Genomic DNA, 16,165 nt, shown 5'->3' on the forward strand with positions numbered 1-16,165 from the left:
CGCCTGTGGAGTCCTGGCCATAGCCTCGCTCATATCCGCAGTGTTCACCGCTGATCCGGCGGTGCTGCGGACCCTTGTCGTGGCGGCGTCGGTCGGCGCTTTCGCCGGCGCGGTGCTGCTGCGGCTGCGCGAGCACGCCGGGGACGTCGAGCTGGAGGCGGAGATCGCCGCCAGGACGCGCGACGAGTCCCGCTTCGAGGACCGCGTCGCCGAGCTGGAGTACCAGGCGGAGACCGCCGAGGAGCAGGTGAAGCGGCTGGACCGGCGACTGCTGGCGCAGCGCGCCCAGATCACCCGGATCGAGTCCGAGAACGCCAGGCTGCTGCGGGACCGGGCCCGGGCCGCGGCCGAGCAGGCCGCCCGGGAGACCGAGGAGGCCCACCGCCGCGAGCTCGCCGCGCGGGGATCCCGTCCCACCGCCACCGCTTACCTCAAGGCCGCGGCGGCGCTGCGCGGCCTGGAACGCCGGGCGGCGGTGGGCCAGGCCCAACGCATCGCCGCGGCCTCGGCCGCGCCGCCGGCCCAGCGGGCGGCTGTGAAGGCGGGCGGGGCTGTGCAGGTGGGTGTCGATCAGTCAGGTGCGGTGCGGGAGGGGCTGCTTGCCGACCCCGCGACCGCGGCCCCCGCGCCGCTGCCCTCGGCCTTGGACGCGCTGGCCACCGCGCGGCAGCACCCGGCCCAGGACGCCGTCGCGACCCCCGCCGCAGCCCCCGAGCCGGAGGCCGAGCCGCAGCCGGCCGCCAAGGCCACCCCGGCCGGTCCGGCCTGGGCCCGGGCCGCGCTGCCGCCGATGCGGCCGGCCTCGGCCGTGCTGCCGACCGCGCTGACCCGGTCCAACCGCCAGTCGCGGGACCTGCTCCGCAAGGACGCCGGCAGCGGCGGCACCTTCAACTTCTTCAGCCGCCAGGAAGCGGCCATCTCCAACGGCCTCGGCGACCTCGCCGACGTCGTGGGCGACGAGGCCGCCGCCGCGCAGCAGCTCTACGCCGGGGAGCAGGTGGCGGCGGAGGCCGCCGTCGGCGGGCTGCCCGACCCGGTCCACGACCGGACCGGGGAAGCGCGGGCCGAGGACGTCGCCGAGGCCGCGTCCGAGGAGGCGGAGCTGGTCGACCTGACCGCCGACGACGAGACCGAGCCGATCGACGTCCGGGCGCTCCGCGCGATCTGAGTCCGAGGGGTCCGGCCTATTTGTCGATGTCGCCGACCACGAAGAACATCGAGCCCAGGATCGCCACCATGTCGGCGACCAGGGTCCCCGGCAGCAGCTCGGCCAGCACCTGGATGTTGTTGTAGGAGGCCGAGCGCAGCTTCAGCCGCCAGGGGGTCTTGTCGCCGCGCGAGACCAGGTAGTACCCGTTCACCCCGAGCGGGTTCTCGGTCCAGGTGTAGGTGTGGCCCTCCGGGGCCTTCAGCACCTTGGGCAGCCGGGTGTTGATCGGTCCCGGCGCGAGGTCGTCCAGCCGGTCCAGGCAGGCGTCGGCCAGGTCCAGCGAGTTGTGCAGCTGGTCCAGCAGGCATTCGAAGCGGGCCAGGCAGTCGCCCTGCTGCCGGGTCGCCACCCGCAGCACGTCGGACAGCTCGCCGTAGGCCAGGTACGGCTCGTCCCGGCGCAGGTCGAAGTCGACGCCGGAGGCGCGGGCGATCGGCCCGCTCACCCCGTAGGCGTGCACGAACTCGGGGGCGAGCACACCGACGTCCCTGGTCCTGGCGCGGAAGATGTCATTGCCGAGGACCAGGTCGTCGAACAGCCCGGCCCGGCTCCTGAGCGCGGCCACGGTGGCCCTGACCCGTCCGTACCAGCCGGCCGGGAGGTCCTCCTTGAGGCCGCCGACTCGGTTGAACATGTAGTGCATCCGGCCGCCCGAGGCCTCCTCCATGACCGCCTGGAGCTGCTCCCGCTCGTAGAAGGAGTGGAAGATCGGGGTGATCCCGCCCAGCTCCAGCGGGTAGGAGCCGATGAACATCAGATGGTTCAGCAGCCGGTTGAGCTCGGCCAGCAGGGTGCGGGTCCAGGTGGCCCGCTCCGGGACCTCCATGCCGAGCATCCGTTCGACGCCGAGCACCACGCCCAGTTCGTTGGCGAAGGCCGACAGCCAGTCGTGGCGGTTCGCCAGCATGATGATCTGGCGGTAGTCGCGGGCCTCGAAGAGCTTCTCCGCGCCCCGGTGCATATAGCCGACGACCGGGTCGGCGGCGGTGATCAGCTCGCCGTCGAGGTGCAGTTTGAGCCGCAGGACGCCATGGGTCGAGGGGTGCTGCGGGCCGATGTTCAGCACCATGTCGCTGGTGCCCAGCTCGGTGGCCGCCCCGGCGCCGATCCCGACCGTGGTCTCGCGCGTGCTGCTACTCGTCATGACGCAAGAGTGTGCCACTGCGGGGGCAGCGGGACACCCACCGCCTGGACACCCCAGGCGAACCCGCCCAGGCCGGCACTCGCGGTCAGCTCCGCGGCCTCGCCTGCGGCGGCCAGAGCGCGCAGATATCCGGCCGGGTCGCTGGAGGCCCGCGCGAGTGGTGGGCGGGCCCCGCTGACACCGAGCAGCCGCAGCGCCTCGCGCTGGGTTGTCCACAGGCTGTGGACAACTTCCCCGGTCGCATCGGCGGCGTCCAGGCAGGAGTCCAGCGCCACATGGCAGGTCAGATCGCAGCTCCCGTCCGGGACCGGGCGGACCTCCCGGCCCTCCCGGAAGGCGGCCAGGGTGCCGAACGGCGGGCGGGAGTCGGCCCGGTGCGCGTAGTCCACGGCCACCGCCAGGCCACGGCCCAGCGAGGCCACCGCCTCGGCCCAGGCCCGGTCGCGGGGCAGCCCGATCTCGGCCCGGAAGCCCTCCTCGGCATGCTCGGGGTCCAGCGGCCACCAGCGGTGCAGCCAGTCGGCGTCCGGCCCTGACACCGGTTCGCCGAGCCGTTCCTCGCCGGTCTCCGGGCAGACCAGGACCAGTCGGGCCACGCCCTCGGCGTCCACCTCGGCGATGTCGACCGGCACATTGTCGAGCCACTCATTGGCGAACAGCAGGCCGTTCGCCGCCGGTTCGATCCGGTCGGACCAGTGCACCCAGTCGGGCAACCGCTCCGGTCGGGCCGCCTTCTCCACCCCGCGCAGCAGCAGCCGCTCGGCCAGTTCCGGGGCCTCGGCGCGGGCCCGCAGGCCCAGCTCCAGCAGCAGTTCGCCGCGTCCGGCCCCCACATCGGTGACCACCAGTTCGGCCGGACGGCCCAGCGCCCGGTCCAGTTGGCGCACCAGCGCCAGCACCGCCCCGGCGAACTGTCCGGAGGCGTGCACAGACGTCCGGAAATGCCCGGCCGGGCCCACCAGCTGCACAAAGAACCCCGACTCCCCGTACAGCGCGCGCTCAGCCGCCCGCCGCCAACCGCTCCACACCCGATCACCGTCCACCGCCGCAGCCTAGCGAGACCCCCAACCCTTCTCCGACCTGCGGAGGACGTCCAACTCAGCCCGGCGGGGGACACTGAAGCGGTTCCGTCTGCCTAGGCTGGTAACCGTGCAGTACATCTACAGCTGGTTCCGCAGACACCCCACCCTGGTCGATGCCGGGTGGGCTGCGCTGCTGTTCCTGTTGTGCCTGGCTCAGGCCACCTCGAACCAGACCGCGGTCGGCCCGCTGCTGGTCACCTCGGTGGTGCTGTGCGTCATGATCGCGATCCGGCGGCGGCAGCCCGACCTGGCGGTGACGGTCGGCATCCTGACCGGGTTCGCCCAGGTCGTGCTGCGCTGGGACCCCAGCACCGCCGACATCGCGCTGCTGGTGTTCGCCTACACCGGCGCGGCCTTCACCAAGCCCTGGACCTCCCGGCTGACACTGCTGGTGAGCTTCGCCTCGGGGCCGCTGACCTGGTTCCGCTTCGGCAGCGACAACAACTCGGACCACCCCAACTCGATCTGGTTCAATCTCTTCGTCGGCCTGCTGTTCTCGACCCCCTTCATCCTCTGCTGGGTGCTCGGCCGGTTCACCCGGATCCGCCGCGCCTACTACGTCGAGCTGGAGGACCGCGCGGCCCGGCTGGAGCGCGAGCGGGACGCCCAGTCGAAGATCGCGGTCGCGGCCGAACGCGCCCGGATCGCCCGCGAGCTGCACGACGTGGTGGCCCACAATGTCTCGGTGATGATCGTTCAGGCCGACGGCGCCTCCTACGTCATGGACGGCTCGCCGGAGCAGGCCAAGCAGGCGCTGGCGACCATCGCCAGCACCGGCCGCCAGGCGCTGGAGGAGATGCGCCGGCTGCTGGGGCTGCTGCGCTCCGCCGACACCGCCGGCGAGTACGTGCCGCAGCCGGGCGTGGAGCAGCTGCCGGAGCTGCTGGAGCAGGTCCGCAACGCGGGTCTGCCGGTGGCCTTCCGGGTCGACGGCGAGCCGCGCGAGCTGCCGCGCGGGGTGGAGCTGACGGCCTACCGGATCGTCCAGGAGGCGCTGACCAACGCCCGCAAGCACGGCGGCCCGCAGACCAGCGCGACGGTGCGGATCCGCTTCGACGACCGCGGCCTGGACATGCTGATCGAGGACAACGGCCGCGGCGCCAGCGCCGAGCTGGCCCGTGACGGCGGCCAGGACGGCTACGGGCACGGGCTGATCGGGATGCGCGAGCGGGTCGGTATGGTCGGCGGCACGCTCGACGCCGGGCCGCGTCCCGGCGGCGGCTTCCGGATCAACGCGGTGCTGCCGCTGACGCCCTCCGTCGGCCGACCGCGGCGCCCGAGGCCGCGCAGGCCCCGGCTCCGGCCCCGGCTCCGGTCCAGACCGTGGACCGGAACCCGGCGCCGACCCCCGCAACCCCCCTCACCTGACCAGCGAAGGAACCCCTCCATGCCGATCCGCGTGATGCTCGTCGACGACCAGGAACTGCTGCGCACCGGCTTCCGGATGGTGCTCCAGTCGCAGCAGGACATCGAGGTCGTCGCCGAGGCCGGGGACGGCGTCCGGGCGCTGGAGGTGCTGGCCGAGACCGAGGTCGACGTGATCCTGATGGACGTCCGGATGCCCCGGATGGACGGGGTCGAGGCGACCCGGCGGATCTGCTCCGCGCAGACCCGGGCCCCGACGGAGTGGTCGCCGGACCGCGGGTGCTCATCCTCACCACCTTCGACCTGGACGAGTACGCCTTCGCCGCGCTCAAGGCCGGCGCCAGCGGCTTCCTGCTCAAGGACGTGCCCCCGGCCGAGCTGGTCGCCGCGATCCGCGCGGTCCGCGGCGGCGACGCGGTGGTGGCCCCGACCACCACCCGCCGCATGATCGACCGCTTCGCCACGGTGCTGCCCAGCTCGGTGCCGGTGGCCGACACCCCGGAGCTGGCCCGGCTCACCGACCGCGAGCGCGAGGTGCTGCTGCTGATCGCCCAGGGGCTGTCCAACGGCGAGATCGCGGCGCAGCTGACGCTGTCCGAGGCGACCGTGAAGACCCATGTCGGCCGGATCCTCACCAAGCTCCAGCTGCGCGACCGGGTGCAGGCCGTGGTGCTGGCCTACGAGACCGGCCTGGTCCGGGCCGGCGGCGTGGTCTAGCACCCTCCCGGGGTCAGCCGGCGGCGGCCTGGACCCGCTTCAGGAAGTCGCCGACCCCGTCGCGGACCTCCTCCGCCGACCACTCCAGGGCCGGGCCCGCGATGGTCAGCTCGGTGAAGGAGATCCCCGGCAGCCCGGGCTCGTGCCACATCAGCGGGAGCACCGCCCGCCTGGTCTGCTCGGCCGTCAGGGTGGCGGTCTCGTTCAGCAGTTCGGCCGGGAACGGCAGCCACAGCTGGAACTGGTGGGTGTGCGGCGGCTCGGGGAACACCCGGGCGCCGGGGACGCCGGACACCGCCTCGGCGATGGCCGCGGCCACCATCCGCGCGTGCGTCACATAGCGCTCCAGCCGGGGCAGTTCCCGCTCGATGCCGCGCAGCGCGCCCAGCGCCACCGGCCACTGCTGGTAGAGCTGGCCCCCGTAGCGGTGCCGCCAGGCTGTTGCCTGCTCCACCAGGGTCTCCGGACCGGCCAGCGCGGCGCCGCTGAGCCCGCCCAGGGTCTTGTAGAAGGACACATAGACCGAGTCGGCGAGGCCGGCGATCTCGGTCAGCGGGCGGCCGAAGTGCGGCACCGTCTCCCACAGCCGGGCGCCGTCGAAGTGCACCACCGCGTCCCTGGCCCTGGCCGCCTCGACCACGGCCTCCAGCTCCGCCCAGCTCGGCAGCAGGAAGCCCGCGTCGCGCAGCGGCAGCTCCAGCGTCAGGGTGCCGAAGGGCTCGGCGAAGTCCGCGACCTCGGCGGCCGTGGCGATCCTCCGCTCGGAGGTCGGCCAGACGCTGCGCAGCCCGCTGAGCTGGGAGTACGCAAAGCGCTCATGCACCTCGGGGTGCGCCAGCGGATGCATCGCCACGGTCCGGTCGCCGGTCCGCTCGGCCCAGCAGCGCAGCGCGACCTGCTGCGCCATGGTGCCGGTCGGGAAGAACGCCGCGGCCTCGGTCCCCAGCAGCCCGGCGACCTTCCGCTCCAGCTCGGCCACGATGCCGTTGCCGTAGACGTCCGGACGTGAATCCAGGTCGTAGGGGCCCTCGCCGAGGGCGGTCAGGCTCTCCCGCAGGGTCTGCGGCCGGGTGCCCGACAGCAGCCGGGTGCAGCCGCGAAGCGCCTCGAACCGACGCTGGGCGGGATCGGCGGTCATCTCTTCAGACACATCAGACATGGGCCGATCATCCCGCACCCTACGCACCGGTACCCTCTAGGCGCCGGGTTCTACGCCCTGTGCCGCCATCGCAGAACGCCCCGGAGGGTCCGTTGCTCGCTCTAGTCCTCAGGTCGCTGCTGATCCCGTTGGCGCGCGTGGTCTACCGGCCGGTCATCGAGGGACGCGACAACGTGCCCAGGCGCGGCCCGGTGATCCTCGCCAGCAACCACCTGTCCTTCATCGACAGCGTGGTGATCCCGCTGGTGGCGCCGCGTCCGGTGGCCTTCCTGGCCAAGGCCGAGTACTGGAACGGGACCGGCCTCAAGGGCCGGCTCAGCCGCTCCTTCTTCACCGCGATCAGCGCCGTCCCGGTCGAGCGCGGCACCCACCGCGCCGCCCAGGCCTCGCTGGACGCCTCGCTCGGCGTGCTGAACGACGGCCTGGCCTTCGGCATCTACCCGGAGGGCAAGCGCTCGCTGGACGGCAGGCTCTACCGCGGCCGGACCGGGGTCGCCTGGCTCGCGCTGACCTCAGGGGCCGTGGTGGTCCCGGTCGCGCTGGCCGGCACCGAGGACATCCAGCCGGTCGGCAAGCGGCTGCCGCGGATCCGCCGGGTCACCGTCCGCTTCGGCGAGCCGCTGGACTTCAACGACCGCCGCGACGTCCGCCCGGTCGGCCCGGTCCGCCGCGCGGTGACCGACGAGATCATGGACGCCATCGCGGCCCTGTCCCAGCAGGAGCGGGCGACCACCTACAACGAGGGCCCCACCGACGACACCGAGGCGGCCTAGCCCGCCGCCGCGACCTCATGCTCCCGCCGTAGGATGAGGCGGTACGTCCGGTACCCCTGAGGACTGGAACGGAAGAAGGAGCGCTACACGTGCGTGCGGACGACTTCGGTCTGCCGACTTTCGGTGATCCCGCCGACCCCGGCAACCGCCCGGCCCGGCTGGCCGTGGGCGTGGTCGGGACCGGGCGGGTCGGGCCCGCGCTGGGGGCGGCGCTGCAGCTGGCCGGGCACCGGGTGGTGGCCGCCTCGGGCGTGTCCGCGGCCTCCCGCCGCCGGGCCGAGACGCTGCTGCCGGGGGTGCGGCTGGTGACCCCGATCCAGGTGATGGCCGCCTCCGACCTGGTGCTGCTGACCGTCCCGGACGACGTACTGCCCGAGCTGGTGGCCGGACTCGCCGCGACCGGCGCGGTACGGCCGGGCCAGCTGCTGGTCCACAGCTCCGGCGCGCACGGGGTGGCCGTGCTGGACCCGGCCACCAGGGTCGGCGCGCTGCCGCTGGCGCTGCATCCGGCGATGACCTTCACCGGGACGGCCGTGGACGTGGCCCGGCTCTCCGGCTGCCCGTTCGGGGTGACCTCGCCGGAGGAGCTGCGGCCGGTCGCCGAGGCGCTGGTGGTGGAGATGGGCGGCGAGCCCGAATGGGTGCCGGAGGACGTCCGCCCGCTCTACCACACCGCGCTGGCCCACGGCTCGAACCACCTGGTCACCCTGGTCGCGCAGGCCATGGAGATCCTCAGCGACGCGGGCGTGGCCGAGCCCGGACGGATGCTGGGCCCGCTGCTCGGCGCGGCCCTGGACAACGCCCTGCGCAGCGGTGACGCCGCGCTGACCGGTCCGGTCGCCCGCGGCGACGCCGGGACCGTCCGCAAGCATGTGGAGCAGCTGCGGGCGACCTCGCCGCAGGTGCTGGACAGCTACCGGGCGATGGCACGGGCCACCGCGGACCGGGCGCTGGCGAACGGCATGCTGAAGGCGGAGGCGGCGGCGGAGCTGCTGGACGTCCTGGCGGAGGAGGAACCGACATGAGCGCGGTGCTGCTGCACACGGCCAAGGAACTGGCGCAGGCGGCGGCCGGCCGCCCGCGCGCGGTGGTGATGACCATGGGCGCCCTGCACCAGGGCCACGCCGCGCTGGTCAGGGCGGCCAGGGAGCGGATCGGGCCGGGCGGCACGGTGGTGGTCACGGTCTTCGTCAACCCGCTCCAGTTCGGCGCGGGCGAGGATCTGGACCGCTACCCGCGCACCCTGGACGCCGACCTGGTGCTCGCCGCCGAGGCCGGGGCGGACCTGGTCTTCGCCCCCGCGCTGGACGAGGTCTACCCCGGCGGCGCACCCCGGGTGCGGATCGCGGCGGGCCCGATGGGGGAGCGCTACGAGGGCGCCTCGCGTCCCGGCCACTTCGACGGGATGCTGACCGTGGTCGCCAAGCTGCTGCACCTGACCGCGCCCGAGGTCGCCCTCTACGGCGAGAAGGACGGCCAGCAGCTGGCGCTGATCCGGCGGATGGTCCAGGACCTCAACTTCCCGGTGGAGATCATCGGGGTGCCGACCGTCCGTGAGGCCGACGGTCTGGCGCTCTCCAGCCGCAACCGCTTCCTCTCCGCGGCGGACCGGGTCGAGGCGCTGGCGCTCTCCCGGGCCCTGTTCGCCGGACGGGAGGCCCGCGCGGGCGGCCCGGCGGCGGTGCTGCGGGCAGCCGAAGCGGTCCTGGCCGGGGCCGGCGCCGGGGCCGGGCCCGCGGTCGACTACCTCGGCCTGATCGACCCGGCCGACTTCACCAGCATCGACCGGGCGGACTTCCGGGGCGAGGCGGTCCTCGCGGTCGCCGCGAAGGTCGGCAGCACCCGGCTGATCGACAACGTACGGATCAGCTTTTCCTGAGACCAGTTCCTAAGACCAGTACCGGCATGTACTCACCACCAGGAGACGTGACCATGTTCCGCACCATGCTGAAGTCCAAGATCCACCGAGCCACCGTCACCCAGGCCGACCTGCACTACGTCGGCTCCGTCACGGTCGACCAGGACCTGCTGGACGCCGCCGACCTGCTCCCCGGCGAGCTGGTCCACATCGTCGACATCGACAACGGCCACCGTCTTGAGACCTACACCATCGCCGGGGAGCGCGGCAGCGGCATCATCGGCATCAACGGCGCCGCCGCGCATCTGGTCCACCCCGGCGACCTGGTGATCCTGATCGCCTACGCCCAGCTCACCGACGCCGAGGCGCGGGTGTACCAGCCGAAGGTGGTGTTCGTGGACGGCGGCAACCGGGTCACCCATCTCGGCGGCGACGCCGGGTACGCGCCGCAGCACAGCGGGCTCAGCTCCGGGCGGGCGGATTCCCGTGCGATACCGGTCCGGGCGTACGGTGACGTCGACGGCGCAACCCACAGCACCGCGCCCACGCACGCACGGAGTGAAGCATGACCCCAGTGACGCGACTCGCCGCACCGACCCCAGGCTGGACCGCCGCCACCGACGTGGTCGTCGTCGGCTCCGGCGTGGCCGGGCTGACCACCGCGCTGCGGCTGCGCGCGGCCGGGCTGAAGGTCCTGGTCGTGACCAAGGCGATGCTGGACGACGGCTCGACCCGCTGGGCCCAGGGCGGCATCGCCGCCGCGCTCGGCGAGGGCGACACCCCCGAGCAGCACCTTGAGGACACCCTGGTGGCCGGCGCGGGCCTGTGCGACGGCGAGGCGGTCCGGGTGCTGGTCACCGAGGGCCCGGCCGCGGTCCGCCGGCTGATCGAGACCGGCGCGGCCTTCGACAAGGGCGCCGACGGCGAGATCCTGCTGACCCGGGAGGGCGGCCACCACCGCCGCCGGATCGCCCATGCCGGCGGCGACGCCACCGGCGCGGAGATCTCCCGCGCGCTGGTCGAGGCGGTCCGCGCGGACGACGGCGTCGAGCTGATCGAGCACGCGCTGGTGCTCGACCTGCTCACCGACGTCAAGGGCCGCACCGCCGGGCTGACCCTGCACGTGATGGGGGAGGGCCAGCGGGACGGCGTCGGCGCGGTGCACGCCCGTGCGGTGGTGCTGGCCACCGGCGGCATGGGCCAGGTGTTCTCGGCCACCACCAACCCCGCCGTCTCCACCGGCGACGGCGTCGCGCTGGCGCTGCGGGCCGGGGCCGAGGTCACCGACCTGGAGTTCGTCCAGTTCCACCCGACCGTGCTCTGGCTCGGCCCGGACGTCGAGGGCCAGCAGCCGCTGATCTCCGAGGCGGTCCGCGGCGAGGGCGCGTACCTGGTCGACGCGGCCGAGGTGCGGTTCATGGTCGGGCAGCACGAGCTGGCCGAACTGGCCCCGCGCGACATCGTGGCCAAGGGCATCACCCGGCGGATGCAGGAGACCGGCGCCGAGCACATGTACCTGGACGGGCGGCGGTTCGGCGAGCAGATGTGGGAGGAGCGGTTCCCGACCATCCTCGCCTCCTGCCGCTCGCACGGGATCGACCCGGTGACCGAGCTGATCCCGGTCGCCCCGGCGGCCCACTACGCCTCCGGCGGGATCCGTACCGACCTGCGCGGCCACACCAGCGTCTCCGGCCTCTACGCCTGCGGCGAGGTGGCCTGCACCGGCGTGCACGGGGCGAACCGGCTGGCCTCCAACTCGCTGCTGGAGGGCCTGGTCTTCGCCGAACGGATCGCCGCCGACATCCTGGAGCGGGACGCCGCAGGCAAGCTGACGCCCCGTCATGAAGATACGCACCGGGAGGTGCAGCGGGTTCCGCTGCTGGCCTCCGAGGCCCGGGCCGACATCCAGCGGCTGATGACCCGCGGCGTCGGCGTGCTGCGCAGCGGCGCCAGCATGGCCGAGACGGCCGAGGGCCTGGCCGGCCTCGCTGCCGCGCATCCAGACACTGGTCGTTTGAACAGCGCCAACAAGGGCGAGTCCCCGCAGGTGGAGACTTGGGAGGCGACCAATCTGCACCTGGTCGCCACCGCCCTGACCGCCGCCGCCCGGCTCCGCGAGGAGACCCGCGGCTGCCACTGGCGCGAGGACTTCCCGGACCGCGACGACGCGGTCTGGCAGACCCACCTGATCACCCGTCAGCACGACGGCGCCCTCACCACACGTTCCCAGGAGCAGCAGTGACCGAGCACGACCACCACCAGGAACTCCCGCTCGTCACCGAGGGCGGCTGCGGCGACGGCTGCGCCTGCGGCGGGGAGGAGTACGTGACCGGGCTCGACCCGCAGCTCGCCGCGCTGCTGGAGCAGGCCGGGCTCGACCCGATCGAGGTCGAGGACATCGCCACCCTCGCCCTGGCCGAGGACCTGGCCGGGGGCGAGGACGTCACCTCCGTCGCCACCGTCCCCGAGACCGCGGTGGCCACCGCCGACTTCACCGCCCGCGAGGCCGGGGTGGTGGCCGGGCTGCGGGTGGCCGAGGCCGTGGTCTCGCTGGTCGCCGAGGAGCAGTTCAGCGTCGAGCGCCATGTCGAGGACGGCGACCGGGTCGAGGCCGGGCAGGTGCTGCTCAGCGTCACCACCCGCACCCGCGACCTGCTGACCGCCGAGCGCAGCGCGCTCAACCTGCTCTGCCACCTCTCCGGCATCGCCACCGCCACCCGGGCCTGGGCCGACGCCCTGGACGGCACCGGCGCCGTGGTCCGGGACACCCGCAAGACCGCGCCGGGCCTGCGCGCGCTGCAGAAGTACGCGGTCCGCTGCGGCGGCGGCAGCAACCACCGGATGGCGCTCTCCGACGCCGCCCTGGTGAAGGACAACCACGTGGTCGCGGCCGGGGGCGTGGCCGAGGCGTTCAAGGCGGTCCGGGACGCCTACCCGGAGCTGGCCGTCGAGGTCGAGGTGGACCGGATCGACCAGCTCCAGCCGGTGCTGGACGCGGGCGCCGACCTGATCCTGCTCGACAACTTCACCGTGCCCGAGCTGCGCGAGGCCGTCGCGCTGGTGGCCGGCCGGGCCAAGCTGGAGTCCTCCGGCAAGCTCACCCTGGACAACGCCCGCGAGGTCGCCGAGACCGGCGTCGACTACCTCGCGGTGGGGGCGCTCACGCACTCCTCCCCGATTCTTGACATCGGTCTCGACCTGCGCGGATAGTCCTGCGACTCCTCTTCACCCTAGAAACGGCTGTCCCATGCTGCTCACGATCGACGTCGGCAACACCCACACCGTGCTCGGGCTCTTCGACGGCGAGGAGATCGTGGAGCACTGGCGGGTGTCCACCGACCCGCGCCGGACCGCCGACGAGACCGCGGTGCTGATGCAGGGGCTGATGGGCTCGCACCCGGCCCTGGGCGAGGACACGGTGGACGGCCTGGCGATCTGCTCCACCGTCCCTCGGTGCTGCACGAGCTGCGCGAGGTCACCCGCCGCTACTACGGGGACGTCCCCGCGGTGCTGGTGGAGCCGGGGGTGAAGACCGGGGTGCACGTCCTCACCGACAACCCCAAGGAGGTCGGCGCGGACCGGATCGTCAACACCCTGGCCGCCAAGCACCTCTACGGCGGCCCCTGCATCATCGTCGACTTCGGCACGGCGACCACCTTCGACGCCGTCAACGAGCGCGGCGACTACGTGGGCGGGGCGATCGCGCCGGGCATCGAGATCTCGGTGGAGGCGCTGGGCAAGCGCGGCGCGATGCTGCGCAAGATCGAGCTGATCCGCCCGCGCAACGTGATCGGCAAGAACACCGTGGAGTGCATGCAGTCGGGCATCATCTACGGCTTCGCCGGGCAGGTGGACGGCCTGGTCAACCGGATGGCCGCCGAGCTGTCCACCGACCCGGACGAGGTGCACGTCATCGCCACCGGCGGGCTGGCCCCGCTGGTGGTGGGCGAGGCCAGCTCGATCGACGTGCACGAGCCCTGGCTGACCCTGATCGGCCTGCGGCTGGTGTACGAGCGCAACACCGCGGGCTGAGCGGCCGAGAGGCTGAGCCATTGGGTGGGTTTCGCGCGTCGATAATCACAAATTGGGTGGTATCGGCATAGCGTCGCAGCATGCCTACGCCCCACGGGTCTCGCGGCGGTATGGCCTTCAGTGCGGACGAGCTGCGGGTGATGCGGCGTGCCCTCGCCCAGGTCCTGCACCCACCGAACCAGGCCCTCGCCCTCGCACCGAACCCCCCTGCCGCCCCGACCGCCAATGACCGCAAGCTCGCCCGAGTTCCCGACCGATCCGCCTGGATCGAGGACGTCCAGGAGGTGCTGCGCCTCGCCGAGGCCATCGACGAGGCGGTGGACGAGGCGGGCCGGATGCGGGTCTTCGCCCTGGCCGACCTCGCCCGTTACCGCGGCGCACTGCCCGGCAGCGCCGCCGGCTACCTGGAGCGGCTGCGGGACTCCGTGGCCGACGGCTACGTCCCCGACGCCGAGGACCTGTCGGCGATGCGGGCGCTGACCGCCCTGCCCTGCGCCCCCGCCGAGCGGGTGCGCAGGCTCGAACTGCGCGCGCGCTGCGGGGAACTGGCCGAGAACGCGGTCCGCCGCCGGCTCGCGGCGCCGCCGCTGCCGCCCAAGCCGCTGCTGCCGCCGCGGGTGGCCGACGCCCGTGTCGCGGACGTCCGGGTGGCCGGCCTGCGGGCCGGCAATGTGGCCGAGTTCGCCCGTCCGGCCCGGCCACAGCGGCTGCGGGAGCAGGCCCGTCCCTTTCCGATCCGACCCGGAGGACCCACCGCCATGGACTCGTACGACTCCGCCTCCCGTCCCAGTGACCCGCGCTCCGGCGACCCGCGCTCCGGAGATCCGCGTTCCAGTTCTCCGCGAGCGGGCGAGCCGGCCCCGAAGGCCCCCGCCGAGCCGGGGCGTCCGATCCCCACGCCGGGCGACCTGTGGCCGCGCGGCGTCCGCCGGGAGCGGGGCGAAGAGGACGAACTGGCCACCGGTACCGGGTGAGTGATCACGATCCCGTCTCGGTAGGAAAACTTTTGGTAAGAACGATCAGCCTGATGATTTGATCTCCGGACTCAGCTCACCTTTTTCTCCAGTCCGAGGGATCACGTCAATGGCTCACCTGCGCGCGCGTGGGATCGTCCGTCGGACGGGGGCCGCGTTCATCGCGGTCTCCGTCGTGTCCCTGGGCATGGTGGCCACCGCCCCCGCCCACGCCGCAGCGAAGTCGGTGTTCGGCTTCATCGCCCCGGACACGCAGATCCTGCTGCCGCAGAGCGAGGGCGGCGCGGCGGCCGACTTCCGCATGATCCCCCCGCTGATCGTGTCCGAGGGCCCGTCCGGCACCCTCACCGGCGTCACCCTGACCATCGACGCGAGCACGCTCAAGGGCGTCGCGGAACTCTCGCTGCCGGAGCACTGCAGCTTCACCGCCGCGGACCACCTGCACGCGGCCTGTTCGCTCGGCACGCTGGGACCGATCAGCGCGCTGGACCTGGGCATCCGCTCGGCCGCGGGCGCGGCCGAGGGCGCCAAGGGCAGCATCGTCTTCAAGGCCACCGCGACCAACGCCACCGAGGACCCCGAGGACACCGCGGCGGACCGCACCACCCCGGTCGTCGTCGGCCACGGCCCCGACCTCGCGGTGGGCCCCCTCGGCGACATCAGCCTCGCGCCGGGCGCGAGCACCTCCGAGAGCCCGCAGGTGAGCAACAAGGGCGACCGCGACGCCAAGGGCATCGTCCTGCTGCTGGACGCCGGCGAGCTGGACGGCGGCAACGGCCTGTCCTTCACCGACAAGTTCAGCAACTGCCTCTACCACTACGGCGACTCCGACCAGCCGGTCGCCGACCGCACCGAGGTGCTGTGCAGCTTCCCCGACGTCACGGTGCACCCGGGCGAGACCTACCAGGTCGCCGGCCCGCTCACCCTGGCGGCCACGGCCAAGGCCACCAAGGGCTACTTCGAGTACGGCTTCGACCTCGCCGACGGTGAGTCGGCCGACCCGGACGCCACCGGCGTGGCCGGCACCGGACCCGCGCTGGGCCTGAGCCTGCTGCCGGCCGCGGGCGCCAACGCCCGGTCGCAGGACACCGACATCGACTACAGCAACAACACCGCCGTCTCCCTGGTCAGCACCGGCCGGATCGACGACGTGGCGGTCACCGCCGGCAACGTCACCGGCACCGTCGGCCGGACCACCCACTTCCACACCACCGTGAAGAACACCGGCACGGTCCCGACCGAGCCGATGGACGGTGCGCCCAGCCCCGACATCACCGCGGTCGACCTGGTGGTCTTCCCGCTCGGCGTCAAGGTGGTCAAGGCCCCCGGCAGCTGCGAGGCGATGGACGACTCGCTCTCGACCCCGCCGGCCGCCCAGCACCGGTTCGCCGCCAAGCTGAAGACTGCCCGGATCGACATCCCCGCCGACGGCGGCAGCACCTACCTCTGCACGGTGGGCAAGGTGCTCACGGCGGGCCAGAGCGCGGCCTTCGACTTCACCGTGAAGCCCACCAAGGTGCTGCACCAGGCCGTGGGCCTCGCCGAGGCGGTCTCCGGCGCCAACCTCGGCCTGGACGACAACCCCGACAACAACGTGGTGAACTTCACCGTCAGCGCGACCGCGGCGCAGGCCACCGCCAAGCCCACGCCGACCCCCACCAGGCCCGCTCCCAGCACTACCACTTCGGGCACGGCCGCTCCGACCGGCTCCGGCGGCAACCTGGCCGCCACCGGTGGCGGCTCCGACACGCTGCCGATCGCCCTGTCCGGCGCGGCGGCGGTCCTGCTCGGCGCGGGCGGCGTGCTGTTCGCCCGCCGCCGGACCGGCGCCCGCAGCTAGCCGCTGAACCG

12 protein-coding genes and 3 pseudogenes are annotated in these 16,165 nt (G+C 73.3%); 12 read left to right on the forward strand and 3 right to left on the reverse strand.

The genetic code is table 11. The features are described 5' to 3' along the window. Positions 1–40 precede the first annotated feature (40 nt). On the forward strand, positions 41–1,168 hold the full coding sequence (locus tag ACXKR8_RS29305; protein ID WP_458267577.1) for a hypothetical protein: 1,128 nt from the start codon (positions 41–43) through the stop codon (positions 1,166–1,168). Between the two features lie 16 nt (positions 1,169–1,184). Here the strand turns inward: ACXKR8_RS29305 and ACXKR8_RS29310 are convergent, their stop codons facing one another. Both ACXKR8_RS29310 and ACXKR8_RS29315 read right to left on the reverse strand, forming a co-directional pair. Then, positions 1,185–2,354 carry an NADH-quinone oxidoreductase subunit D gene (locus ACXKR8_RS29310; RefSeq protein WP_458267578.1) on the reverse strand — a complete coding sequence of 390 codons (1,170 nt, stop codon included), beginning with the start codon at positions 2,352–2,354 and terminating at the stop codon, positions 1,185–1,187. Further along, complete coding sequence (locus ACXKR8_RS29315) at positions 2,351–3,397, reverse strand: SAM-dependent methyltransferase (RefSeq protein WP_458267579.1); 1,047 nt, start codon at positions 3,395–3,397, stop codon at positions 2,351–2,353. Before ACXKR8_RS29315 ends, ACXKR8_RS29310 begins: the two co-directional genes overlap by 4 nt. Before the next feature lie 106 nt (positions 3,398–3,503). Between ACXKR8_RS29315 and ACXKR8_RS29320 the strand changes: the two are divergent. Both ACXKR8_RS29320 and ACXKR8_RS29325 read left to right on the forward strand, forming a co-directional pair. Continuing rightward, positions 3,504–4,694 (forward strand): annotated as a pseudogene (locus ACXKR8_RS29320) (sensor histidine kinase); the annotation flags it as partial. A gap of 129 nt (positions 4,695–4,823) precedes the next feature. Beyond that, positions 4,824–5,518, forward strand: a pseudogene (locus ACXKR8_RS29325) (response regulator). 13 nt (positions 5,519–5,531) lie between these two features. On the opposite strand, the gene ACXKR8_RS29330 reads toward ACXKR8_RS29325, so the two are convergent. Next, complete coding sequence (locus tag ACXKR8_RS29330) at positions 5,532–6,677, reverse strand: threonine aldolase family protein (protein ID WP_458267582.1); 1,146 nt, start codon at positions 6,675–6,677, stop codon at positions 5,532–5,534. A 92-nt stretch (positions 6,678–6,769) separates the two neighbouring features. On the opposite strand from ACXKR8_RS29330, the gene ACXKR8_RS29335 reads away from it, so the two are divergent. From ACXKR8_RS29335 to ACXKR8_RS29375, 9 genes and pseudogenes are all read left to right on the forward strand, one after another. Beyond that, positions 6,770–7,450 (forward strand): lysophospholipid acyltransferase family protein, encoded by a 681-nt coding sequence (locus ACXKR8_RS29335; RefSeq protein ID WP_458267583.1) that lies wholly within the window; start codon positions 6,770–6,772, stop codon positions 7,448–7,450. 89 nt (positions 7,451–7,539) lie between these two features. Beyond that, positions 7,540–8,475, forward strand: a complete 936-nt coding sequence (locus ACXKR8_RS29340; RefSeq protein ID WP_458267584.1) for a Rossmann-like and DUF2520 domain-containing protein — start codon at positions 7,540–7,542, stop codon at positions 8,473–8,475. Continuing rightward, a complete protein-coding gene (panC, locus tag ACXKR8_RS29345; RefSeq protein WP_458267585.1) occupies positions 8,472–9,329 on the forward strand; it encodes a pantoate--beta-alanine ligase in 858 nt (285 codons plus the stop codon). The genes ACXKR8_RS29340 and panC overlap by 4 nt, the downstream gene beginning before the upstream one ends. Positions 9,330–9,382: 53 nt before the next feature. Further along, on the forward strand, positions 9,383–9,877 hold the full coding sequence (panD, locus tag ACXKR8_RS29350; protein ID WP_458267586.1) for an aspartate 1-decarboxylase: 495 nt from the start codon (positions 9,383–9,385) through the stop codon (positions 9,875–9,877). Next, a complete protein-coding gene (locus ACXKR8_RS29355; RefSeq protein WP_458267587.1) occupies positions 9,874–11,550 on the forward strand; it encodes an L-aspartate oxidase in 1,677 nt (558 codons plus the stop codon). Before panD ends, ACXKR8_RS29355 begins: the two co-directional genes overlap by 4 nt. After that, positions 11,547–12,518, forward strand: a complete 972-nt coding sequence (nadC, locus tag ACXKR8_RS29360; protein ID WP_458267588.1) for a carboxylating nicotinate-nucleotide diphosphorylase — start codon at positions 11,547–11,549, stop codon at positions 12,516–12,518. The genes ACXKR8_RS29355 and nadC overlap by 4 nt, the downstream gene beginning before the upstream one ends. Before the next feature lie 37 nt (positions 12,519–12,555). Continuing rightward, positions 12,556–13,340: pseudogene (locus ACXKR8_RS29365) on the forward strand (type III pantothenate kinase). An 80-nt stretch (positions 13,341–13,420) separates the two neighbouring features. After that, positions 13,421–14,314, forward strand: coding sequence for a hypothetical protein (locus ACXKR8_RS29370; RefSeq protein ID WP_458267590.1), 894 nt, complete (start codon positions 13,421–13,423; stop codon positions 14,312–14,314). A gap of 109 nt (positions 14,315–14,423) precedes the next feature. After that, positions 14,424–16,154 (forward strand): LPXTG cell wall anchor domain-containing protein, encoded by a 1,731-nt coding sequence (locus ACXKR8_RS29375; protein WP_458267591.1) that lies wholly within the window; start codon positions 14,424–14,426, stop codon positions 16,152–16,154. Positions 16,155–16,165 lie beyond the last annotated feature (11 nt).

The organism is Streptacidiphilus sp. PAMC 29251 (assembly GCF_054208735.2).

Coding starts and splice junctions, on each gene's coding strand:
- panC (WP_458267585.1), top strand. CDS start 8,472: ATGAGCGCGGTGCTGCTGCACACGGCCAAGGAACTGGCGCAGGCGGCG.
- ACXKR8_RS29375 (WP_458267591.1), top strand. CDS start 14,424: ATGGCTCACCTGCGCGCGCGTGGGATCGTCCGTCGGACGGGGGCCGCG.
- panD (WP_458267586.1), top strand. CDS start 9,383: ATGTTCCGCACCATGCTGAAGTCCAAGATCCACCGAGCCACCGTCACC.
- ACXKR8_RS29355 (WP_458267587.1), top strand. CDS start 9,874: ATGACCCCAGTGACGCGACTCGCCGCACCGACCCCAGGCTGGACCGCC.
- ACXKR8_RS29370 (WP_458267590.1), top strand. CDS start 13,421: ATGCCTACGCCCCACGGGTCTCGCGGCGGTATGGCCTTCAGTGCGGAC.
- ACXKR8_RS29330 (WP_458267582.1), bottom strand. CDS start 6,677: ATGTCTGATGTGTCTGAAGAGATGACCGCCGATCCCGCCCAGCGTCGG.
- ACXKR8_RS29310 (WP_458267578.1), bottom strand. CDS start 2,354: ATGACGAGTAGCAGCACGCGCGAGACCACGGTCGGGATCGGCGCCGGG.